17 protein-coding genes are annotated in these 21,939 nt (G+C 54.2%); 11 read left to right on the top strand and 6 right to left on the bottom strand.

Going from position 1 to position 21,939, the window contains the following annotated elements:
- Position 1 precedes the first annotated feature (1 nt).
- The 3 genes from nifJ to R0135_RS06265 all read right to left on the bottom strand — a co-directional run bounded on the left by nifJ (position 2) and on the right by R0135_RS06265 (position 4,956).
- Positions 2 to 3,640 carry a pyruvate:ferredoxin (flavodoxin) oxidoreductase gene (gene nifJ, locus R0135_RS06275; protein WP_407349397.1) on the bottom strand — a complete coding sequence of 1,213 codons (3,639 nt, stop codon included), beginning with the start codon at positions 3,638 to 3,640 and terminating at the stop codon, positions 2 to 4.
- Positions 3,641 to 3,820: 180 nt separating this feature from the next.
- Positions 3,821 to 4,411, bottom strand: a complete 591-nt coding sequence (locus R0135_RS06270; RefSeq protein WP_407349396.1) for a hypothetical protein — start codon at positions 4,409 to 4,411, stop codon at positions 3,821 to 3,823.
- Entirely contained in the window at positions 4,408 to 4,956 is a 549-nt protein-coding gene (locus R0135_RS06265; protein ID WP_407349395.1) for a hypothetical protein, read from the bottom strand. Before R0135_RS06265 ends, R0135_RS06270 begins: the two co-directional genes overlap by 4 nt.
- Before the next feature lie 193 nt (positions 4,957 to 5,149).
- Between R0135_RS06265 and R0135_RS06260 the strand changes: the two genes are divergently transcribed.
- Together R0135_RS06260 and R0135_RS06255 are read left to right on the top strand one after the other, a co-directional pair.
- Positions 5,150 to 5,680, top strand: a complete 531-nt coding sequence (locus tag R0135_RS06260; protein WP_407349394.1) for a hypothetical protein — start codon at positions 5,150 to 5,152, stop codon at positions 5,678 to 5,680.
- Positions 5,681 to 5,849: 169 nt separating this feature from the next.
- Entirely contained in the window at positions 5,850 to 6,650 is an 801-nt protein-coding gene (locus R0135_RS06255; RefSeq protein ID WP_407349393.1) for a class I SAM-dependent methyltransferase, read from the top strand.
- Positions 6,651 to 6,687: 37 nt separating this feature from the next.
- Here R0135_RS06255 and R0135_RS06250 read toward each other — a convergent pair whose 3' ends face one another.
- The 3 genes from R0135_RS06250 to R0135_RS06240 all read right to left on the bottom strand — a co-directional run bounded on the left by R0135_RS06250 (position 6,688) and on the right by R0135_RS06240 (position 8,570).
- Positions 6,688 to 7,527 carry a TauD/TfdA dioxygenase family protein gene (locus R0135_RS06250; protein ID WP_407349392.1) on the bottom strand — a complete coding sequence of 280 codons (840 nt, stop codon included), beginning with the start codon at positions 7,525 to 7,527 and terminating at the stop codon, positions 6,688 to 6,690.
- Between the two features lie 13 nt (positions 7,528 to 7,540).
- On the bottom strand, positions 7,541 to 8,254 hold the full coding sequence (locus R0135_RS06245) for a YebC/PmpR family DNA-binding transcriptional regulator (RefSeq protein ID WP_407349391.1): 714 nt from the start codon (positions 8,252 to 8,254) through the stop codon (positions 7,541 to 7,543).
- 94 nt (positions 8,255 to 8,348) lie between these two features.
- Positions 8,349 to 8,570, bottom strand: a complete 222-nt coding sequence (locus R0135_RS06240) for a hypothetical protein (protein WP_407349390.1) — start codon at positions 8,568 to 8,570, stop codon at positions 8,349 to 8,351.
- Between the two features lie 182 nt (positions 8,571 to 8,752).
- On the opposite strand from R0135_RS06240, the gene R0135_RS06235 reads away from it, so the two are divergent.
- The 9 genes from R0135_RS06235 (at position 8,753) to R0135_RS06195 (ending at position 21,895) form a co-directional block, all read left to right on the top strand.
- A complete protein-coding gene (locus R0135_RS06235) occupies positions 8,753 to 9,781 on the top strand; it encodes an alpha/beta fold hydrolase (RefSeq protein WP_407349389.1) in 1,029 nt (342 codons plus the stop codon).
- Positions 9,782 to 9,914: 133 nt separating this feature from the next.
- Positions 9,915 to 10,859, top strand: a complete 945-nt coding sequence (locus R0135_RS06230; protein ID WP_407349388.1) for an SDR family NAD(P)-dependent oxidoreductase — start codon at positions 9,915 to 9,917, stop codon at positions 10,857 to 10,859.
- 290 nt (positions 10,860 to 11,149) lie between these two features.
- The gene (locus R0135_RS06225) at positions 11,150 to 12,190 is read left to right on the top strand and encodes an AraC family transcriptional regulator (RefSeq protein ID WP_407349387.1); all 1,041 of its coding nucleotides are present in this window, start codon (positions 11,150 to 11,152) and stop codon (positions 12,188 to 12,190) included.
- A gap of 162 nt (positions 12,191 to 12,352) precedes the next feature.
- Positions 12,353 to 14,719, top strand: a complete 2,367-nt coding sequence (locus tag R0135_RS06220) for a TonB-dependent receptor (RefSeq protein ID WP_407349386.1) — start codon at positions 12,353 to 12,355, stop codon at positions 14,717 to 14,719.
- A gap of 29 nt (positions 14,720 to 14,748) precedes the next feature.
- Positions 14,749 to 15,663: a sterol desaturase family protein gene (locus tag R0135_RS06215; RefSeq protein ID WP_407349385.1), complete on the top strand. Its 915-nt coding sequence runs from the start codon at positions 14,749 to 14,751 to the stop codon at positions 15,661 to 15,663.
- A gap of 107 nt (positions 15,664 to 15,770) precedes the next feature.
- A complete protein-coding gene (locus R0135_RS06210; protein ID WP_407349384.1) occupies positions 15,771 to 16,775 on the top strand; it encodes an SMP-30/gluconolactonase/LRE family protein in 1,005 nt (334 codons plus the stop codon).
- 572 nt (positions 16,776 to 17,347) lie between these two features.
- Complete coding sequence (locus tag R0135_RS06205) at positions 17,348 to 18,292, top strand: SDR family NAD(P)-dependent oxidoreductase (protein WP_407349383.1); 945 nt, start codon at positions 17,348 to 17,350, stop codon at positions 18,290 to 18,292.
- Positions 18,293 to 18,423: 131 nt separating this feature from the next.
- On the top strand, positions 18,424 to 21,006 hold the full coding sequence (locus R0135_RS06200; protein WP_407349382.1) for a flavin-containing monooxygenase: 2,583 nt from the start codon (positions 18,424 to 18,426) through the stop codon (positions 21,004 to 21,006).
- Between the two features lie 139 nt (positions 21,007 to 21,145).
- Positions 21,146 to 21,895: a hypothetical protein gene (locus R0135_RS06195; protein ID WP_407349381.1), complete on the top strand. Its 750-nt coding sequence runs from the start codon at positions 21,146 to 21,148 to the stop codon at positions 21,893 to 21,895.
- Positions 21,896 to 21,939: the final 44 nt, after the last annotated feature.

The raw sequence follows: 21,939 nt of genomic DNA, 5'->3' as shown, positions 1-21,939 counted from the left end.
GTCAGGATTCCTCCCCGTTATCTTTCTTCTCAGCCTGTTTACGCACCTGGGCTCTTGCGCCACTGAGCGTTTCACCTTCGTTCCAGTCCATTGCTGCCAGCTGCTGGTAGTGCCCGAAGCGGCTGTCGATATCCTGCTGGGCCTGCGCGGCGAAGGCCTCGGCATCCTCAGGATGCGAATGCCAGAGCATGCTAAAGCGGGTCTCTGACTCCATGTATTGACGGTAGGGAATACTCGGTGCTTTGGAGTCGAGCTGCAGAGGGCTTTGTCCCATAGCGAGTCTTGCCGGATTGAAGCGAAACAGCGGCCAGTGGCCACTCTTCACCGCCATATCCTGTTGTCGATGATTGTTCGATAGGTCGACACCGTGGGCGATGCAGGGACTGTAGGCAATGATCAGCGCCGGCCCAGGATGTGCCTCGGCCTCGAGGAATGCCTTGAGGGTTTGCGTGTCTTTGGCACCGTAGGCGATGTGAGCAACGTAGACGTTAGGGTACTCCATGGCCAGTAGGGCAAGATCCTTCTTGGCCACCGCCTTGCCTCCTGCGGAGAACTTGGCCACAGCACCGCGTGGCGTGGCTTTTGAGGTCTGGCCGCCGGTGTTTGAGTACACCTCCGTATCTAGCACCAGAATGTTGAGGTTTTCTCCCGAGGCGAGTACGTGATCGAGCCCGCCATAGCCGATATCGTAGGCCCAGCCATCTCCGCCGATGCTCCAGACCGACTTGCGGCATAGGTTTTCTGCAAGCTCCAGAAGGTTTGCTGCCGCTTCTCCTTCAATTGACGCCAGGGCTTTGCGCAGTGCTTGCACGCGCTGACGCTGCTCGTAGATTCCCGCCTCATCACTTTCGTCGGCGCTTAGAATCGCTGAAACGAGTGCCGGGTCCAGCCGATCTGCCAGCGCCTGCAAAAGCTCTCTTGCGTGGGTCACCTGTTGGTCAATCGCCACGCGGATACCCAGTCCGAATTCGGCGTTGTCTTCAAACAGCGAATTGTTCCAGGCGGGACCACGGCCTTCGTCGTTTGTCGCCCAGGGCGTGGTTGGTAGGTTGCCGCCGTAAATAGAGGAGCAGCCCGTGGCGTTGGCGATCACCATGCGGTCACCAAACAGTTGAGAGGCCAGTTTGAGATAGGGCGTCTCGCCACAGCCGACGCAGGCTCCGGAGAACTCAAACAGCGGCTCCAGAACCATGGAGCCCGGTATGGTCGACGTCTTGAGTTCGCGGCGTGGGTAGGCGGGAAGCGCATCAAAGAACGCCCAGTTATCTCGCTCAGCCTCGCACAGGGGCGCCTGGGCCGCCATATTCAGTGCCTTATGGCTGGAGTGGGACTTGTCGCGGATCGGGCAAATATCTACGCAAAGCGTGCAGCCTGTACAGTCCTGGGGCGCCACCTGATAGCTCATCAAAAGGTGATCCGGGTAATCTTTGCTGAGTGTGGCGACGGCCTTAAAGGTCGGCGGGGCGCTTGCCATCATATCGGCGCTGAATACCTTGCTGCGAATGGCCGCATGGGGACAGACCAGCGCGCACTTGCCGCACTGGGTACAAAGATCCGCATCCCAGACCGGTATCTCCAGGGCGAGATTGCGTTTTTCAAGCTTGGCTGTGCCCAGGGGGAAACTACCGTCGTCAGGCAGCTGGCTGACCGGTATACGGTCACCCAGGCCCGCCATGATCTGCTGGGTAACTCGATCGGCAAAGCTGGCATCGGTGGATAGTTCTGGATGTAGGGGTAGCTCATCCTGCCCGGGCAAGCCCGGCGTGATTTGATGCAGGCCGGCAAGCGCCGCATCGATGGCCCTGAAGTTCAGTTCGACGATGCGGCGTCCGCGGCGGCCATAGCTTTTCTCCACGGCTGTTTTGATGGCGGTAATAGCCTCGTCTTTGGGTAAGACGCCGGAGATCGCAAAGAAACAGGTTTGCATGATTGTATTGATGCGCTTGCCGAGACCGCAGTCAGCGGCGACTTGATAGGCGTCGATACAATAAACAGATAGCTCTTTTTCCAGCACCGCTGATCGAACATGCGTCGGCAGGCTGTCCCAGAATCTGTCTGAAGGCTCGGGGCTGTTGACCAGAAATACCGCACCCTGTGCAGCCCGGGACAGTATTTCAACATTGTCAATAAAGTGTGGTTGATGGCAGCCGATGAAATTGGCTTCCCCTGCTTCAATCAGGTAACTGGCATGTATCGGCTGCGGTCCAAAGCGGAGATGGGACACCGTAATAGCACCCGACTTCTTGGAGTCGTAGACAAAATATCCCTGGGCGTGGAGATCCGTAGCCTCGCCAATGATCTTGATGCTGTTCTTGTTGGCACTGACGGTGCCGTCACTACCAAGGCCGTAAAACAGCGCCTGAACACTGTTCGCAAGTGCATCGGTGCGAAAGTCCATATCCCATTTGAGGCTGCTGTGGCTCAGGTCGTCATGGATGCCAATGGTAAAACCATTCTTTGGTGAATCGGATTTCAGTTCGTCCAGCACCGCCTTGACCATTCCCGGCGTAAACTCTTTGGAGGAAAGCCCGAAGCGTCCGCCGATTACCATCGGTAAGGCTGGGAAATGAGGGTCCCCCATGGAATCGCGGGCAAGAGCCGTCAGCACATCCTTGTAAAGTGGCTCGCCGTCCGCGCCCGGTTCTTTGGTGCGGTCCAGAACCGCGATGGCACGCGTAGTGGTGGGCAGTGCTGCCAGAAGCGCGGCAGGATCAAAGGGGCGAAACAAACGCACTTTGAGTAGGCCCACCTGCTCATCCTGTGCCACGAGATAATCGATCGTCTCTTGAGCAGCTTCTGCGCCGGAGCCCATCAAAACGATCACTCGCTCGGCCTGTGGGTGGCCCTGGTAATCGAACAGCTGGTACTGGCGTCCGGTCAGTGTTGCAAAATCGTCCATCGCCTGCTGCACCAGTCCAGGGAAGGCATGGTAGTAAGGGTTGACCGTCTCCCGGGCCTGAAAATACACATCCGGGTTCTGGGAGCTGCCGCGCAACACCGGGTGCTCCGGTGACAGCGCGCGACGACGATGGGCGTGCACGCTTGCCTCATCGATCATTGCGCGCACCGTATCACGGTCAACCTCAGTGATTTTGGCCACTTCATGCGAGGTGCGGAAACCGTCAAAAAAATGCAGTACCGGAATGCGCCCGCGCAGCGTCGCCGCCTGGGCAATAAGGGCCATGTCCATGACTTCCTGTGGGCAGTTGGAGGCCAGCATGGAAAAGCCGGTAGCGCGGGCGGACATGACGTCGCTGTGGTCGCCGAATATCGACAGGGCCTGACAGGCCAGCGAACGCGCGGCGATATGGAATACCGTCGGCGAGAGCTCACCGGCGATCTTGTACATATTGGGCAGCATGAGCAGCAAGCCCTGGGACGCGGTGAAGGTGGTGGTCAGCGCACCGGCCTGCAGGGCGCCGTGGATCGTACCGGCGGCACCGGCCTCGCTTTGCATCTCAATGACCCGGGGCACACTGCCCCAGAGGTTTTTCTTGCCCCGCGATGACCACTCGTCAGACCACTCGCCCATCGGCGAGGCCGGGGTGATGGGGTAGATAGCGATGACCTCGTTGGTCAGATGTGCGACACGCGCGGCAGCCTCGTTGCCGTCAACCGTAATCGTCCTTGGCGCATCCATAAGCGGCTCCCGGTGTGACCGTGAGCCCATATAGTGTGGTCGTAGACAGAGTGAGGCATTGACCTCGGTCAGGAATGTGTGGAATTGATGCTTCCTGGCCTTTGGGGTCCACGGTTAGACAGGCTCGCCAGTGCGCTGCGCAGCTGGTGTGAACAATGCAGACGGTTCACAGGGATTTGGTCACAGCTTCAGGCTGTCAAACTCCGCCAATCGCCTTAACAGTTCATTTAGGGGTAGTTCCGCCTGCTCCCTGGTATCTGCCTCAGCGAGGTTATCGATAGACGCTACGATAGCAATCCAGCAGCGCATATGACGCGTGCTCAGCTGTGCGGCTATATTGATGAGATCCCGGGCCAGGGGCAGGGTGGAAATTGCAACGCGCTTAAGGGCGACCAGTGTTTCGACGTCGAGCTGCGTGTCATTGAGTAAGCCGATCAGCCGCTGAACCATCAGTGGCTGTGATTCAAGATCACTTGTGGTGGCGGGCTCTGCGTCTGGTGCCAGAAACGCCAGATCCAAATGTGACAGGAAATCCCGCAGGGCACTGCGCAGGCTTAGCCACTGCTCGCGACGATGATAATAGTCGCGCAACTGCTGCACGAAGGTGAACAGGCCCACCAGAAAGAAACCCTCCAGACAGAAACCAATCAGTTCCGGCAGCAGGTTTTCCCGAAATGAGGCATCGTCTGCCTGAGAGACGAACAGTGCGTAGAGGCCCAGGCCGCCAATGCCGAAAACCACCAGCGGCAGTGCTATTAGCCAGCGGTTCAATCGTCTTCCTCGGCTTCACTAGCCAGCGCTTCGACGACTCTGGAAATCTTACGAGCCTCCTGGGGTGTCAGGTCTGCAGGTATTCCATGTAGATAAACCACGCGGTCCTGTTTGAGGGAGATAGGAATAACATCCGGGCGTTGCCGAGGGGCACTAAGGCGCACGGTTTCCAGGGCACGTTGTTCTCTTGATGTCGGCGCTTGCTTGTCCCGTGGCGACGCCGCCTGTGGGCGCACAGCTTTTGAAGAAAAGACGTCCGGGGACTCCACGAAACGGAAGTAATCATCGAGCGCCCCACGCAGACGCTCCGAATATAGCTCCACGACCTCACTGCGCAGACCGTCGCTCTGGGTATCAAGAAATCGGGACTTAAGTGCATCGATATCCAATTGCCGCAGGTCCGCCGCCTCGCTTTCGGATAGCTTGACAAATAGCGCCCGCGCCGCTGCGCGACGGCTCCGTGCCAGGGTTGGTGCCATAAGCCCGGCGAGGGTTGCTTCCCTGAGAAATTCTAACAAGCCCTCGCTCGAATGATCCTTGTTCATGCGTGATTTGCGCCCGCAGTGCTGTGCTTCAAAAATGTATTGCTGATTGTGACCTATCGGGACCCAACTGAGAACCGTAAGACTTTTGAACACTTGGCGAGCGAACGACCTTTAGACAGTAGATTGGCAAATTTTGGCGCTGCCAAGTTTCTTGGACTACAGTCATAGGACAGCTCAAATCGAGGATATAGCAATGATAAAAATAATCGTCCAAACAAGCCTCACAGTCTGCATAGCCGGTGCAGGTGCCGTATCGGTTGCACTGGCAGAAGACACAGCCGGCCTTATTGCCCTAGCCCGTTCCGCCGGACCAGCCATGATTAGTGACAACGCGGCAGTGATGTATCGCGGCAAGGTGATCGCCGAGGGGAGTAATGGCTGGACCTGTCTTCCGGAGACCCTGCCGGACGATGGCGCGCCTATGTGTAACGACGCAGTCTGGATGGAAATGATGCAGGCAATGGGCAGTGGCGCATCGTTCACGCCAACGTCGGTGGGCTTTTCCTACATGCTCCAGGGCGATGCCGGGGTCAGTAATTCAAATCCCATGCATCCCATGGGTAAAGATGCTCCCGATTTCATCAAGGAGGGCGCCCATCTCATGATGATTGTGCCCAGAGAACTTCTCCAGTCGATTACCAACAACCCGCATGCAGGGGGGCCCTATGTCATGTGGGGTGATACTCCTTATGCACACATTATGGTGCCGATAGACGATCGATAAGTGATAGATGGAGGATCGATGAGAGATAGATGAGTCATCTATGGGCTTCGGCTTTAGCAGACGCACGAGAGTAACTCTGCCATGATGCCGTTGCTTTAAAAAATCTGCAGCGACAGCGGGCGTAGCTGGTCTGGCGTCTGATCCCAATAAACATAGCGGAGCGCCACCTATGAACGACTCAGACAAGAAATTCATCATTGAGTACGAAACCGAGACCTGGTCACGCTGTGCGGACTCTTATCTGGATACCTTCTCGATGCTCACAGGACAAATGCTTCCTCGAGTAATCGAGGCTGCCAACGTGACTTCGGGTAGTCGTGTCTTGGACATTGGCTGTGGCCCGGGCAACTCAACCCGCGCCCTCGCCGACGCTGGCGCGATTGCCACTGGTGTCGATTTTTCCGAGGGGATGGTTGCGGCGGCAAAGGCCGCTAACCCTGAACTTTCGTTCAAACTCGCTGACGGCGAGCAAATCCCTGCAGACGACGATAGTTTCGATGCAGTCATCGCCAACTATGTGGTTCATCACCTGCCAGAGCCAGATAAGGTGTTCGCTGAGGCAGCCCGGGTGCTCAAGCCTGGTGGTCGCTTTGTCTTCGCTGTGTGGGGCGCCCCATCAGAGCAGAGTTCTATCGGTTGCTTTGTGCGTGCGGTAAGTGCGCATCATGATCCTCAGGCTCTTCCGCACGGTCCTCTCTTTGGCGTTACCGACAAAGAAACCTTTTTACCGCTGATGGAGAGCGCTGGCCTGGAGGGCTTTGAGCTGACGGACCACGAGACACAGTGGACTTGCGACACGCTTGGCCCGGTCATCGACGGTCTGTGGACCTGGGCGAACGTGGCGGCCTTTTCGCAGGAGAAGCAGGACGCAATCATGGCAGACATGAAAGAAAACTGCCGGCAATACGCCGTTGATGGAGGCTATATGTTTCCGCACACGGCTATTCTGGGTCATGCAAGCAAGCCCTAGTCAGCTTGGCTTTAATGTGCGTGTTGCATTCACATCCCTAATTGCTTGAATGTTGAAAATAGGGTCGGTCGCCGGCAATGGTGACTCTCTCCATGACACGAACCGCCGGGAAGTAGTCAGACGCCGCGAAATGCTGGCAGGCTCGATTATCCCAAAAGGCTATGGAATTGGCCCGCCACTTGAAGCGGCACTGCACCTCAGGATTCCAGGCAGACTTATACAACTCATCCAGTAAGCTCTTGCTCTCCTGGGGATCCATATCCTTGATATGACTGGTAAATGCCCCGTTGACATACACGACTTGTTCGCCGGTTTCCGGATGCGTTCGAACTACTGGGTGTTCCATCAACGGATACTTTGCGTGCAGTTCTTCTGGGCGTTTGTTCAATCGTTTTGCAAATACCCGGGCGATATCATGAACTGCGATCCGATCGTGAATCTTTTCTTTAGTGGCATCGGGTAATCGCTCGTAAGCCATGGTCATATTTGCGAACAAGGTATCCCCGCCCACTGCAGGCACTTCTACTGCGCGCAAAATAGAACCCAGCGACGGCTTTTCTCGCCAGGTTACGTCTGAATGCCACATGTTTTCCGAGCCCCTTGAATCTGGCCCGTGTGCGAGCCGCAGTATTTCGGGGTCGACCTGATTCTTTGGGGTGGCCGGATGAATTTCCAGATCACCGAATGCACGGGCAAAATCGATATGCTGTCGTGGTGATATTCGCTGATCGCGAAAGAACACTACCTTGTATTTAAGTAGCGCTGCGCGTACACCTTCGATCAGCTCTGGGGTGACGTTAGTCAGATCGACTCCCAGGATTTCTGCACCTATGGCTGGTGTTAAAGGTTCGATCTTGAGCTGCGATTTTTCGCCCACGTTTATTCTCCCCTCAGGTGGCGCTGTGATAGATGCTCTGTACATCCTCAAGGTAGTCCAGCATGTCGATTAGATTGTCCAGCACTTCCCGGTCTTCATCGCCAAGGGGTGTAGATAACTGCGGTATGAACTGAATTTCATCAACCTCGAAGTCAGTCTCACCGTATTCATCAATAATAGCCTGCCGTGCCTTGAAGTATTCGGTTTGAGGTGTGAACACGGTAACTTTTCCATCCTCACTTTCTATGTCGCTGACATCCACGTCGGCCATCATCAGTGCTTCGAGAACGGCCTCTTCGTCGCTATGAGAGAAGACAAATATGGCGGTGTGATCGAACAAGTGACTGACGCTACCAGTGTTACCCAGTTTGCATTTGGCCTTGTTGAAGCACAGGCGCACATCGCCAAAGGTACGGTTGGGGTTGTCGGTGAGGCAATCCACGATAAGCATAGAGCCGCTGGGGCCGAAGCCTTCGTAGCGTGCCAGAGCGAAATCTTCGCCACCGGTGCCCTTGGCCTTGTCTATAGCCTTGTCGATGACATGAGTGGGTACCTGGTCTTTCTTGGCCCGGTCAATAATGCTGCGCAAGGCCAGGTTGCCGGTCGGATCCAGACCGCCAGATTTTGCCGAAACATAAATCTCCCGAGCGTACTTGCTATAAACGCGGGCTTTTTGGTCCGAGGTTTTGGCCATGGACAATTTTCGGTTTTGGTAGGCTCTGCCCATAATCTGTTCCCGTTTTTAGCGCTGATTGGTAGCGCAAGATAAAGCTTTAGCTTCTTGGTATCCAGCGTGAGCTATTACTCTAAGCGGCCCGTCGCTAACGCTTGGCTTTCGCTTCCCGTCGAGCCCTTTTGGTCAGTGGCTCACCATCTGCATCAACGGTGCTTTTAGGCTGTTCGCCTTTTGCTGTCTTTGAGGCACGGCTACGAGTAATGAGCCGCAGGGTTTCGGCATCGCGCAATTGGGTTGCGTTCTTTTCCAGGGTATCGAGCTCTTCAAAGCTGTATAGGTCGTTCTTTAACTTCTCTATTCTATTCACGATGCGCTCTTATGGGGGTGGCAGAGTCGGATACTCTGCGATCAAGGAGTATTACACGGAGGCAATCAAAAAGGGCGGTGCCCATCGGTCCAAAGACAGCAGATCGAATGATTATTTTTTGAGTCACGTGGTTCCAAAATACCTGCTAGTCTTTGCGTTCTGTGATAGCTGGTTCAAATGCAATGGAGTTCTTTGCTGCGATTGGCAGTTGGATATCTGAGCACGAGTCACTCCTTAGTGGCGCAGCCGCCATGCTCGCTCTGCTGGGCGTGGCGATTTCAATTCTGACTATCGTCACAAAACGCATCACCAATGCTCGAAAAAGTGCCGCCGCTCCCTCCGGCGAAACGGTTCAGAGGTCAATTAGCCTTTCGGAGCTCACGGCGCCCGCTCCATACCCTGTCAAGTTCGCTCACAGCGACGGCTTGCGAATCGCCTACGCGCAGATGGGGCATGGCCCACACGAAATAATGATGGCGCCGGGTATTATCTCGCACCTGAATATATGCTCCCACCTGCCGTCGATTCGCAATACTGTGGAAGCTATCGGTGAGTTTAGCAATATTGTTACTTTTGATAAGCGGGGGCAGGGGCTCTCAGATCCTTGCATGAATGTCCCCGACATGACCGAGCGCGTACACGATATTGAAGCGGTATTGGATGCCGTGGGGTTGGATAAGGTGATTTTGTACGGTCTATCTGAAGGTGGCCCGATGTGTATCAAGTTTGCCCACGATCACCCCGAACGAGTGAAGGGGTTGATTCTAGTCGGCACTACTGCGCGTTGGCTTCAGGGCGAGGACTTCCCTGGGGGCATCGAAGAGAAGATGCTGGATCTTATTGCCTCCGCATGGGGTACCGGTAAATTAAGGAGCGTTTTTTTTCCTAGTGTGCCCCCGGAAGTTATCAGCGACGAAACTTATGTTGCTTTCGAGCGACTCATATCTACCAGAAGTTCAGTGAAACAACTTATCGAGTATATAAAGCAGACAGACGTGCGAAAACTCTTGCCGGGACTTACCTGCCCAACACTGGTGCTTCACTTTGCTGGAGACCTCGCGGTGCCAGTGCGCTTGGGTCGGGCCACCGCTGACGCTATACCCGATGCCGAGTTCGTAGAATTGCCGGGTACGGATCATGCTGATCTTTCGTCAGCTCCCGAAGGGATCGAAAAAATACGCCAATTTGTTGAGCGTGTTAACTCAGCTTAAGTCTTCAGCGCAAAATGTTAGAGGGTCACTCAAAGCCAATCACGCGCCATCGCTGATAGATCTTTCTCTAAGGACCCAAACTAGAGGGCGGACCTATGCTAGGCTCGAGCGGTTGATTATCCGGAGAAACAAAATGCCGACACTATTTTCACGCCTGATAGGCATGCTACTAGTCACTATATCGCTTGCTTCAGTTGCTCAAAACCCCGAACCGCAGAAGTCCATACTGATTACCGGTGCGACCACTGGTATCGGCCGGAACCTAGCCGAGTCACTTGCTAAAGAGGGGCATCACGTTTACGCAGGTGCGCGCACTGACGCTGAAATGGCCGAGCTCAACACCATCGATAACATTACCGCGCTTCGCCTGGATGTCACGAAGCAAGATCAGGTCGACGAAGCGGTGCAATACATCCAAGAGCGTGGAACAGGCCTTTATGCACTGGTAAACAATGCAGGCATCTACGACGGTGGAGCTGTATTGGACACCGAGCTCGACGTGCTGAACTTGGTTTATCAAGTGAACGTCGAAGGTGTGCTGCGCACGACCAAGGCTTTCGCTCCTTTGGTCATAGAGTCGAGAGGACGCATTGCAACAACGGGATCAATAGCGGGAACCGTGTCCGGCCCAGGATTCGCTGCGTACAGCGGCAGCAAGCACTACATCGAAGCCTTTACTGATTCGCTCGCTGCTGAGCTGGAGCCTCTGGGGGTTTCGGTTAGCGTTATCGAGCCCGGCAACTACCAGACACATATTCGGCGCAGTGCGGTCAAGCGCTCCATGGCCCGCGTTGTAGGTGGTGGCGGTATTGTCACCTCAGACATGGAAAAGCAGTACAAGGCGATGGAGGAAGTGGAACTCTCCTACAAGAAACCCAACGAGGTCACGTTGGCCTATAAACATGCATTGTTTGCTGATGCACCGCTACGTCGCTACGTCGTGGTACCCAACGCCGAAGAGCAACAGCTCACTATCGAAACCAAGATCCGGGAGCTGGTGCAGCTCAATAGCTGGGGACCTCATAGCTACGATAACCAGGAGCTGGTCGAGAAACTCAAAAGCGCGCTGGGGCTGTAAGCCTCGGCGCTTTTGGCTTGCGTTGCCGCTTGTGCCGCAGTCATCAAAAAGAGTTTTATGGGGAGTCCTGAAGCGGGCCCGGGCGCACACGCGCAAAGCTGTATTTGATCGGTCAAGATCGCAAAAATCTATAGCGGGGAGGTGCTGAGACCAGTAGGTGGCAGAACGCAAAGGGACCCTCGGTGGTCTTTCTTGCAGATGATGTTTGAGGCATCTTACACTCGACGCTCCTTTCATGGGGGTGTCAAAAAGTATCCCGTTGCCAATAATAAAGAAAACTGACGCAAAACATGTCTGCCGAAAAAAAGTACTATTTGAATTCCGAAATATGTGTCCCCGCGCTTACCATTGCTCGTGACTTAGATGTTGATTTGGACGCTGTCCTGACGGAAATGGCTGTGTCCAGAGAAGATCTCGATAACTCTCAGTTTTTGATTTCTTCAGATAAGTACTTTTTGTTGCTGGAGAAAATTCTCCAAGCCAGTGGAGACAGCTCGCTTGGGCTGAAAGCTGGACGAATGGCAAGCTTTGGCGCCCTAGGGATTCTGGGCCTGGGTATTCTGAGTGCGGCAAGCTATCGCGACAGTCTTATACTGGGAGCATCATACGCCGTCATATCAGGAGCGATCGGTCGCACTGGCTACTTCGAATCGGGTCGTCGCGCTGCTTTTGATTTTGATATCGTTCCCTGTGGCGCAGCGCTTGGCCGCTACCTCATTGATGAGCAGTTTGCTTCTATTTACAAGTATCAAGCGACGATCCTAGGCGATGACTACTGCGTCGATAATGGATCCAGCGTTGTCGCTGAAGAAATTCATTTCAGTTACCCCGAGCCGGACGACGCCCAGATTTATCACGATTTTTTTCGTTGCAAACTAGTGTTTGACGCAGGAGGGAACCGGATGTGGTTTGCTCAAGAAACACTAGATCTCCCGTTGCCGCTTGCTAATGAATCATCCTTTAATTTGTGCCGCACGCAGTGTGAGCAACTCTTTAGCGAACGCGAAAGTCCCCTATCTATCGCGCAGGAGGTGCAACGCACATTGTTACAGTCATCGTACGGGTTCCCCTCCCTGGAGCAGATGGCTAAAACCCTGGGGCTCAGTCCCAGGACCATGCGACGCCAGCTTCGACATGCGGGCTTTAGCTACAGCGAATTGCTCACTCGAGTGAAGTCTCAATGGGCCGACGAACTGCTTTCCAATCATGAGCTCTCCATAGATCACATCGCCGAGATTTTGGGTTACGTTGAGACTACAAATTTTCGGCGTGCCTACAGGCGCTGGAAGGGTATGAGCCCCAGTCAATATCGTAGACAGAGCCGATACTAGAGGATCAACGCCTGTTAGAGGGTCAACGACTTTGGCCTAAAATGATCAATATCTTGCATTAGCGAACCTATTTCCTCGCTTTTGGGCCTCATACCATTTGGTGGCTTGAGCATGCTGCGGTGCATGTTCTACAAAAACCAAATAAAAAATGAGGAACACCACGTGCCGAACTCTCAATCTTTCCGTTTTGGAAAGCGACCCTTTGTAGCGCTGAGCGCCTTGGCAGCTTCCCTGGCTTCGCCATGGGTAATATCCGACACGATACTGGAAGAAGTCATTGTGACTGCGCAAAAGCGCTCACAAAGCCTTAACGATGTCGGCATTGCCGTGAGTGCCTTTAGCGGTGAGCAAATGCGTAATCTGGGTATCACCGATGCCACTGATTTGGCGAATTTCACGCCGGGTTTGCATCTCACAGAGAGCGGCGTTACCGGTGTGCCGGTCTATACAATCCGTGGTGTTGGTTTTGACGACTACAATGCCAATAGCTCTTCTACCGTCGGCATTTACGTCGACGAAGTAAGTCTGCCTTACCCCACAATGACACGCGGGGAGCAGTTCGATATGGAGCGTATCGAGGTGCTCAAAGGTCCCCAGGGCACTCTGTACGGGCGTAACAGTACCGGGGGCGCGATCAATTTTATCAGCAATAAGCCCAGTAGCGAGTTTGATGCCGGGATTTCACTCGAATACGGCCGCTTTGACACTTTTCGCAGCGAAGGTTTTATCAATGGGGCGCTTACGGATTCGATAAATGGTCGCGTATCTTTTGCTTACACCGACAGTGGCGACGGCTGGCAAGACAGTGTGTCGTCTGATGAGACGCTGGGGCGACTGGATAAGACCGCGCTTCGGGGCATTTTCGATTGGGCGGCCACTGACAATCTTACCCTGCAGTTAAACGCGCATTGGTATGAAGATAAATCGGAGAACCCCGCACCGCAATACTTCGCGTACGTTCCTCTTGTGCCGGAACTCGCACCGTTTTTTCCGCCGCCGGACGTTAGTCAGCAGGCTGATTTAAGTGATCCGCGTAGCGCTGACTGGAGCCGTGATTTTACGCCGCAGCGCGACAACGAGGGACAGGGTGCGTCTATTCGCGTTGATTGGGAGCTCAACGGCATGACCTTAACCTCGATCAGTGCCTATGAAAGATTCGATCGCGAAGAAAGCAACGACTGGGATGGAACGCCAGTAGAAAATCTCGATGTATTTATGGCAACCGAAATTGAGGCCTGGAGTCAGGAGTTCCGTCTGACATCAGACGGAAGTGGCGATCTGTCCTGGATTGTTGGGGCCTATTGGTCCACTGATGAAGTCACCGAAAGCTGGGAAGCATTTGGGAGCCAATCAACGATTTATTCCGGCATCTTCGGAAGTGTTGATACTCGCTATAATCAAAATGCTGATACCGCAGCGCTGTTTGGCAGCATCGATTGGCAGTTTGCGGACAACTTTCGCCTCAATGTCGGTGCCCGGTACACCAGGGAAGAGCGCGAGTTTGAAGGCTGCGGTTACGATGTAGATGGTGGCCTGGCATTTCTCTATAACCTCGATTTTGGCCCGACACCGGGTTTTTCTGACCGCACTGTTTTGTCCAGCACGACGCTGTCGCAGGGTGATTGTGTCGTCATTGATCCCTCACAAGCCCAATTGTTTGTTGATGAGGTCACCGGTGTTTCTACTTACTTCAGTGGCGCATCGGGCGTATTTGACGACAGCTTTACTATCGAGAATCTGTCGGGTCGGGTAGGGCTGGATTGGCTGCCAAACGACGACTGGTTGGTCTTCGCAAGCGTCGGTAACGGCTATAAGTCTGGTGGTTACAATGGCGCCGCGACTTCAACCTGGACACAGTTGGAGCCCTACGATGAGGAAACGCTGTTGGCCTACGAACTGGGATTCAAGGCAACCTTGCTCGACGGCAGCATGCAATTCAATAGCTCTGCGTTTTACTACGACTACAGCGATAAACAAATAGTAGGCTTCATCAATGACCCGGTATTTGGTTTGCTTACGCAGTTGGTAAACGTGCCCGAATCTGACATTACGGGCATCGAAACAGAGTTAGAGTGGCAGCCGCTTGCAGGCCTGTATCTGAGGTTTGGCGCTATCTGGCTCGATTCCGAAGTACAGGAATATGTTGGCCTCGATGGCGTCGGGAATGTGCGGGATTTCGCCGGCCTGGATTTGGCGCAAACCTCTGAATGGCAATATAACGGCTTAGCCAGCTATGAATGGGGCGTTTCTGATTCGCTGATCATGCGTGCCAGCGTGGATGTGAATTTTAAAGACAGTTATCAGTCGGCGATAGACGATAACCCCCTGTTCTTTGTAGATGACTACACAATCTGGAACTCGAGATTGGCCATAGGCGCTGCGGACGGACAATGGGAGCTTGCATTCTGGAGTAGAAATCTTACCGATGAGTACTACTACACGAGTGCGAATCTCAGTAATGACTACTGGTTTCGAACCGCCGGGCAGGGCGTCACCTACGGTGCCACCTTCAATTACAAGCTGAACTAGCACTCAATCAAATGACGGGAGCTTGAATCATGTGGGAGCAAATTGGAGGGCAAATTTCTCTGTATGCGGCGCTGTTCTACCTGATATGTATCGTTGCAGAAATCGCCCTGGATCTGTACCGGAAGGCAGGTCTCTATAAGCTCAAAGACACGCTCTGCAGTCTTTCCATGGGCGGATTTTACACAATTAACAAGATCCTGATGAAGGGCACAACACTGTTGCTGTTGCTTATCGCGCAGCAGTACGCGGTGTTTGATTTCGGGGTTGGCTGGATCACCTTTATCGTCGCCTATGTGGTCGTGGACTTTTTTTTCTATTGGCTGCACCGTTTTATTCACGAGATACGCTTCGGATGGGCGGCACATATAAACCATCACTCAAGTCGGGAGTTCAACCTGGGCGGCACGGCCATGCGCCAGTCCTTTGCCGAACCATTTATGGAGGCGATTTTTTACAGTCCCATCGTTTTAATGGGATTTGATCCGTTTATGGTGCTGGCAGCACTCGAACTCAACTTGGTCTATATGTTCATTTTGCATACACAGTTTATCGATAAGCTGCCGCGGCCCATTGAATGGCTAATGTCTACGCCTTCTCATCATCGTGTGCATCACGCTAGAAATGTGCAGTATCTGGATAAAAATTATGGTGGCACGTTTATCCTGTGGGACCGTTTGTTTAAAACGTTTGAAGCAGAGAAGGAGGCTCCAGAATTCGGCGTACCGCAACAAATAAATACCTACAACCCGATAAAAGCGAGTTTTCATGGTTGGCTCGAGCTACTGGCAGATGTTCGCAGTGCCAGCGGTGTAGTAAACAAAATACGGTATTGCGTGATGCCTCCTGGGTGGGCGCCAGACGGAAAGGGTGAGACTACACGCCAGAAGCAGGCGCTCTATCGCCAGGCGCAAGAGAGTCAGCACAGTTCTGCGACTAGCGCTTGACTGGGTTGAGGCTCAGCCTAAGCATTGTCATAGCCACAACTGCGGCTCTTGTGGTCGCGGTCGCCAACCATTATTGGCCAAGCTCTATAGATCCACGGGCCGTTGTAGTGAGCCCTCAATCGTCCCTGGACTTCCCCTCGGTTCGTGTACGCACCCAGCCATCAAGTGTCGAAGAACATGAAATTCCGGAGGGATTAGCAATCGATGGCGAGGGTCGTGTCTACCTGGGAACCGTCGATGGCAAGATTTATAGAAGCGTCAATATTAAACAGCCGTACAGCTTTGCTTTGTGGTCGCATACGGGCGGCTTCCCCATTGGTCTGGCTTTTGAGGCATCAACCCAGAGCATGTGGGTTGCAAATTATTCCGTTGGGGTTCAGAAGGTAGAGCCCTCGGGACAATTTGCGAGCGTTCTGACGGCATATCAGGGAGAGAAATTGGGCTTTATCGACGATCTGGTTGTCGCTGGCGATGGAACTGTTTATCTAACTGAGGCTAGTACGAAGTTCACACCGCTTAATTATGCCGAAACCGAGCCCTTTATTCTTTGGGAAGTGTTAGAAGGTAGGCCGCATGGCAGAGTGCTTTCTTTTAAACCCCAAAGCGGGCTTGTTGATGTTCTTGTAGACCATAGCTACTTCCCCAGCGGCATCGCTTTAAACTCCGATGAATCAGCACTGTATTTCATAGAAGTGACTCCTGCACGTTTAATGCGCCATTGGCTTTTGGGGGAGCGGAAGGGGCTGACGGAATTGGTTCTAGCGGACCTGCCGGGGGTCCCCGATGATGTGATCATTGATGATGAAGACAGGCTCTGGATTTCCCTGGCCTCAGAGCGAGACACATTCACTGATCAATGGATTCAGCCTCACCCCTGGGTGAAAAAGCTCATCAGCCGGTTGCCCGCACAGTGGCTTCTTGGGTTTCAGCAAGTGCCTCGCAGCGGCTCATTGCTTCGCGTACAGCTTGGCAGTGATGAGACCTGTCACATGAGGTTCAGCGATCAATTATCACCGGGCAATCTACAGGTGGTAAATGACAGAATTTTGATGTCCACACTCAATGGCAGCAGAATCTCAGAACTTGCTTTCGACAGTGCAGACGACTGCTAAGGAGCTTTTATTTCAGCCTTTGTCCCATGGTGTTGTCCTGGTGTGACGCCCATTGCTGAGCCCCAGGGGTTCATGGGTGTAAGCATTGCGGTGGGCGCTTTTGGCCCTCGCTGGTGTAACCGGACCCTTCGGAGCTTCAGCGACATCCGCAGTGCAGGAGGGCTGCCCCCGGACTAACGACCAGCGGATGTATGTTTCGCATTTCACAGGAGTCCACTGACGTGAGCCGCTAGATCGAAATCAGATAATGTGTCTATCGGCAACTGGCGTCATGCAGCATCTGAAGGAAGGGATTCAAGCCGTTCAGAGTAGATCATTTGATGAGCAGCGAGGCAGACGGCCGAGAGTTGCCTCAATCTGCGATCAACTGGGCCATGGTGAAAACACCGACGAATGTGCTCGATCTAGTGCGCGCAGCAGGAGCTGAACCTGCGACCTGCCGATTATGAGTCGAACTCCAGCAGGCTCTATGCCATCGGACCGCGCTGTCCAGCACTCAGCGTTCCCTCCCTGAGCTACGTGAATAGCGGACCTATGCTAGGCTCCCGTGACTCATTATTTGGAGAAGCAATATGCTCACATTACTTTCACGCCTGACGGGCATCTTTTTAGTGACGATGACTCTTGCTTCGGCCGCTCAAAGCTCCGACTCGCAAAAGTCCATATTGATTACCGGAGCGACGTCTGGCATTGGCCGTAACTTAGCGGAATCGCTTGCCAGGGAGGGGCATCATGTTTACGCGGGTGCACGCACAGACGCCGAAATGGCCGAACTCAATACAATAGATAACATTACCGCGGTTCGCCTGGATGTTACCAAGCAAGATCAGGTCGACGAGGCCGTGCAATTCATCGAAGAGCGTGGAACAGGCCTTTATGCATTGGTAAACAATGCAGGCATCTACGACGGTGGTGCCGTATTGGACACGGAGATTGATGTACTGAATTTGGTTTATGAAGTGAACGTCGAAGGCGTGTTACGCACGACCAAGGCCTTTGCACCGATGGTCATCGAGTCGAAAGGGCGCATCGCCACAACCGGATCAATAGCGGGAACCGTATCCGGTCCGGGCTTTGCGGCGTACAGCGGCAGCAAGCACTACATCGAGGCATTTACTGATTCGCTCGCTGCTGAGCTGGAGCCTCAGGGTGTCAGGGTAAGTGTTATTGAACCCGGTAATTACCAAACTCAGATTCGCCGCAGCGCGGTTAAACGCGCTATGTCCCGCGTCGTGGGCGATGGTGGTGTCGTTACTTCTGGTATGGAAAAGCAATTCAAGGCCATGGAGGAAGTAGAGCTCTCCTACAAGAAGCCCGACGAAGTCACGCTTGCCTACAAACATGCATTGCTTGCGGATGCGCCGCTACGTCGCTACGTGGTGGTACCCAACGCCGAAGAGCAACGGCTCACCATCGAAACCAAGATTCGGGAGCTGGTGGAACTCAATAGCTGGGGACCCCATAGCTACGATAACGAAGAGCTGGTCGAGAAACTGAAGAGCGCGCTGGGGCAGTAGGCTGGAGCGTCTGTTTGCCGTGCTACCGCTTCAGCTTTAGTCATCGCGGACATCGGCACAAAGGAAGTCTGCTTGCCATCATTTTTGATGCTCGTTGGTTAAACCAATCCGAAACCTTTGAGAGCTAATTGATGACCAATAACAATAATGAGCCTTCAGAATTTGACGTTGTGATCGTTGGAGCCGGCTTTGCCGGTATGTACCAGCTAAAACGGATGCGCGACGCGGGTTTTAGTGCAATCGTGCTTGAGGTTGCTGACGACGTTGGCGGGACCTGGTACTGGAATCGCTACCCCGGTGCCCGCTGCGACATTCTCACCGTCGACTATTCCTATAGTTGGGACCCGGAACTCGAAAAAGAGTGGGTTTGGTCCGAGCGCTATGCCACGCAGCCCGAAATTCTGCGCTACGCACAATTCGTGGCCGACAAGCATGACCTTCGTCGAGATATTCGTTTCAATACGCGGGTTAACGCCGCTCGCTGGAACGATGAGCAAGGTAGGTGGGTCATCACTACGAATGACGGTAGCCAGCTCAATGCGCGCTACTACGTGATGGCTACCGGTTGCCTGTCGATGCCCAAAGTACCTGATGTTGCCGGTAGCGAACGGTTTACTGGTGAGGTGTATTTTACGAGCACCTGGCCTCACAAGGGCGTGGACTTCAGCGGCAAGCGCGTAGGCGTGATTGGTACGGGTTCGTCGGCGGTGCAGTCTATTCCACTGATCGCTGAGCAATGCGAGCAACTTACGGTGTTTCAACGCACGCCGAATTTTGCGATTCCTGCGCGCAACGGCGCGATCTCCGAAGAGCGTCTTGCAGAGTACAAAAAGGACCCCGAGGCTTATCGTGAAGAAGCGCGATGGTCCGAGATTGGGGTGCCCAGAGAGCGACCGCAACTGAGTGCGCTCCAGGTCTCCGAAGAGGAGCGGAATGAGCATTACGAGTCAATGTGGGAAGAGGGCGAGCTGCGCGCGGTCGGTGCGGTCTACAACGACATTCTTACCAACGCTGACGCCAACGATACGATGCGCCGGTTTATCAACGATAAGATTCGCGCGAAAGTCGATGACCCGGCGACTGCCGAACTGCTCTGCCCTGATAATCATTATGTGGCGTCCAAGCGCCCCTGCCTCGACACGAATTACTTCGAGACCTATAACCTCCCACATGTGAAGTTGCTTGATCTGCGGGACGATCCTATTGCTACGATCACTGAAACCGGCATAGACACTGGTAAAGCATCTTTTGAGTTTGATGCCATCGTCTTTGCCACGGGATTTGATGCGATGACAGGTGCGCTGGTGGGCGTGGATATTACTGGCCGCGATGGTTTGACGCTGCGCGATGCCTGGGATCACGGACCGCAGACCTATCTGGGTCTTATGAGCGTGGGTTTTCCTAACCTGTTTATGATCACGGGGCCGGGTAGTCCGTCGGTACTGTCAAACATGATGGTGTCCATCGAGCAGCACGTCGATCTGATTACCGACACGCTCGTCAGCTTACGAAAAAAGGGCTTTGACCGAATTGAGCCGACGGAACTCGCCCAGTCTCGCTGGGTTCAGCACAACAATGAGTTCGCGGATCTCACGCTCATGCCTTCGGCAAATTCCTGGTACATGGGTGCGAACGTACCCGGCAAGCCGCAAGTCTTTCTACCGTACATCGGGGGAGTAGATCGTTACCGGATGGCCTGTGATGAAGTTGTGGCACGGAACTATCTGGGATTTGCTCTGAGCGGGCCCAGCGGTCAACAGCTTAACGACGGGATCATCCGCGAGCTCAAGCCGGACGTGCAGTTGCTCCTCGAAGCTATTGCGGAGCTCGACTTGCCACCCATGGAGACCATGGGTGTCGACGGAGCCCGGCAGTTTATGATCGAGTCCGGGGCGAGCATGCCGCCGGGGCCAGACGTTGGTGAGATCATCGACGGGACACTGTCCGGTGCTGACGGCAGTGCCCTTAAGTACCGTCTCTACCGTCCGCCCTCGGGGGGGCCTCACCCCATTACGGTTTACTTTCATGGTGGTGGATGGGTGTTGGGGAATGCCACCACGGATGATCCGCTTTGCCGTTACCTCTGCCTGCATTCAGATTCTATTGTTATTTCGGTTAATTATCGTCACGCCCCCGAAGCCCGTTTTCCGGCGGCTGCCGATGATGGAATCGCCGCTGTGACCTGGGTTTCAGAGCATGCGCAGGAACTTGGAGGAGTGCCCGGCCGCCTTGCCGTGGCTGGCTGGAGCGCCGGTGGTAACGTTGCTGCCGTTGCGGCACAGCAGGCAAGGTTCGCTGGTGGCCCTGAGATATGCGGGCAGGTCTTGCTGTGTCCAGTGACCGATGGCACGGGGCGTCGATCGTCGCATCATGAGAATGCAGAGAGCCTGGGGCTGACGCTCTCACTCATGGATTGGTTTTGGGATAACTACTGCGACGAGGACAATCGATCGGATCCAAAGGCCTCGCCGCTACTGGCACGCGATCTCTCGGGGCTCCCCCCCGCGTTGGTGCTTACCTGTCAGTTTGACCCACTGCGTGACGAGGGTGATGCCTACGCCGAGGCGCTCAAAGCTGCGGGCGTTAATGTGCGGCACCTGAAATGCGAAGGGCAGATTCACACGTCCATCCCGGCAGTAGATGTGGTGGTGACCGCCGAATATGCGAGGGAGGCAATGGCTGCAGCCTTGCGTGATTTTTTCAGTGAGCCATAGCTGGTTTCAAACGGGCGATAGACGCAAGTTGGAGCGACAAAGATGTTGAGCTGACTGTCGAGCTTTTACGATTGAATCCTCAAACTGTTTAACGGTCTTACCGAGTGGACTAACAACGCAATACAACAAGTGAGAAGAAATGAAAACACTGCTTAAAGTCTTTGGCGTTCTGGTCGTCATCATCGCCATAGGCGTTTGGTTTCTGGCCTCAAACATTGACGATATTGCCAAACAGGTCATCGAGAACGTTGGCACGGAAACACTAGCCACCGAGGTCTCCCTGGACGGCGTCAAAATCAAGCTTGGCAGCGAATCGGGAGCGGCGCTTTCGGGACTGACAATTGCTAACCCGTCTGGTTGGTCCAGTCCCTACGCGTTTGAGCTCGGCACCATCGGTGCGTCTATTGCGCCGGCGTCCCTGTCCAAAGAAGTGATTGAGATCCCGCGCATTCTCGTCGAAGACGCGCATATGACCTTCGAGCAGAAAGGCACCAAGACCAATCTTCAGGACATTCTGAGCAAGCTCGACAGTGGCGAGGGAACCGCAGCCGATGAGCCGCCGGCGGAAGGCGCTGATGTCCTGATTGCTATCAGCGAATTGCGTCTTGTAGGGATCGGCGTGACCGCCATCAGCGACCAGTTGGACGAGCCGGTGACATTTGTACTGGACGACATTGTGGTGCGCGATATAGGTCTTCCTACAGCGGGCGCAACTCCGGCCGAGGCGGCCAAGCTGATTATCGGACCTGTCACTAACACGGTGCTGAAGCAAGCCAAAGACCAGGTTGCCAAGGTCGTGGAGCAAAAGGTTCGCGCTGAACTTGAGAAGAAAAAGGACGAAGCGACCGAAGGGCTGAAAAAGACCATCATGGACAAGCTCGGGCGCTGAGGGCGGTAGAGCGCTCAAAACATCGCAACAAACTTAATCCTAAA

Origin of the sequence: Congregibacter variabilis (assembly GCF_045689235.1) — a bacterium.
Classification (GTDB): domain Bacteria; phylum Pseudomonadota; class Gammaproteobacteria; order Pseudomonadales; family Halieaceae; genus Congregibacter; species Congregibacter variabilis.
The sequence above is the reverse complement of the archived record's forward strand: the minus strand, read 5'-3'. Positions and strand labels throughout refer to the sequence as shown.

What these genes read in the sequence shown, in the direction of transcription:
- R0135_RS06200 (WP_407349382.1), top strand. Translation starts at nt 18,424, where the DNA reads ATGACCAATAACAATAATGAGCCTTCAGAATTTGACGTTGTGATCGTT.
- R0135_RS06195 (WP_407349381.1), top strand. Translation starts at nt 21,146, where the DNA reads ATGAAAACACTGCTTAAAGTCTTTGGCGTTCTGGTCGTCATCATCGCC.
- nifJ (WP_407349397.1), bottom strand. Translation starts at nt 3,640, where the DNA reads ATGGATGCGCCAAGGACGATTACGGTTGACGGCAACGAGGCTGCCGCG.
- R0135_RS06215 (WP_407349385.1), top strand. Translation starts at nt 14,749, where the DNA reads ATGTGGGAGCAAATTGGAGGGCAAATTTCTCTGTATGCGGCGCTGTTC.
- R0135_RS06205 (WP_407349383.1), top strand. Translation starts at nt 17,348, where the DNA reads ATGCTCACATTACTTTCACGCCTGACGGGCATCTTTTTAGTGACGATG.
- R0135_RS06265 (WP_407349395.1), bottom strand. Translation starts at nt 4,956, where the DNA reads ATGAACAAGGATCATTCGAGCGAGGGCTTGTTAGAATTTCTCAGGGAA.
- R0135_RS06225 (WP_407349387.1), top strand. Translation starts at nt 11,150, where the DNA reads ATGTCTGCCGAAAAAAAGTACTATTTGAATTCCGAAATATGTGTCCCC.
- R0135_RS06230 (WP_407349388.1), top strand. Translation starts at nt 9,915, where the DNA reads ATGCCGACACTATTTTCACGCCTGATAGGCATGCTACTAGTCACTATA.
- R0135_RS06235 (WP_407349389.1), top strand. Translation starts at nt 8,753, where the DNA reads ATGGAGTTCTTTGCTGCGATTGGCAGTTGGATATCTGAGCACGAGTCA.
- R0135_RS06260 (WP_407349394.1), top strand. Translation starts at nt 5,150, where the DNA reads ATGATAAAAATAATCGTCCAAACAAGCCTCACAGTCTGCATAGCCGGT.
- R0135_RS06255 (WP_407349393.1), top strand. Translation starts at nt 5,850, where the DNA reads ATGAACGACTCAGACAAGAAATTCATCATTGAGTACGAAACCGAGACC.
- R0135_RS06245 (WP_407349391.1), bottom strand. Translation starts at nt 8,254, where the DNA reads ATGGGCAGAGCCTACCAAAACCGAAAATTGTCCATGGCCAAAACCTCG.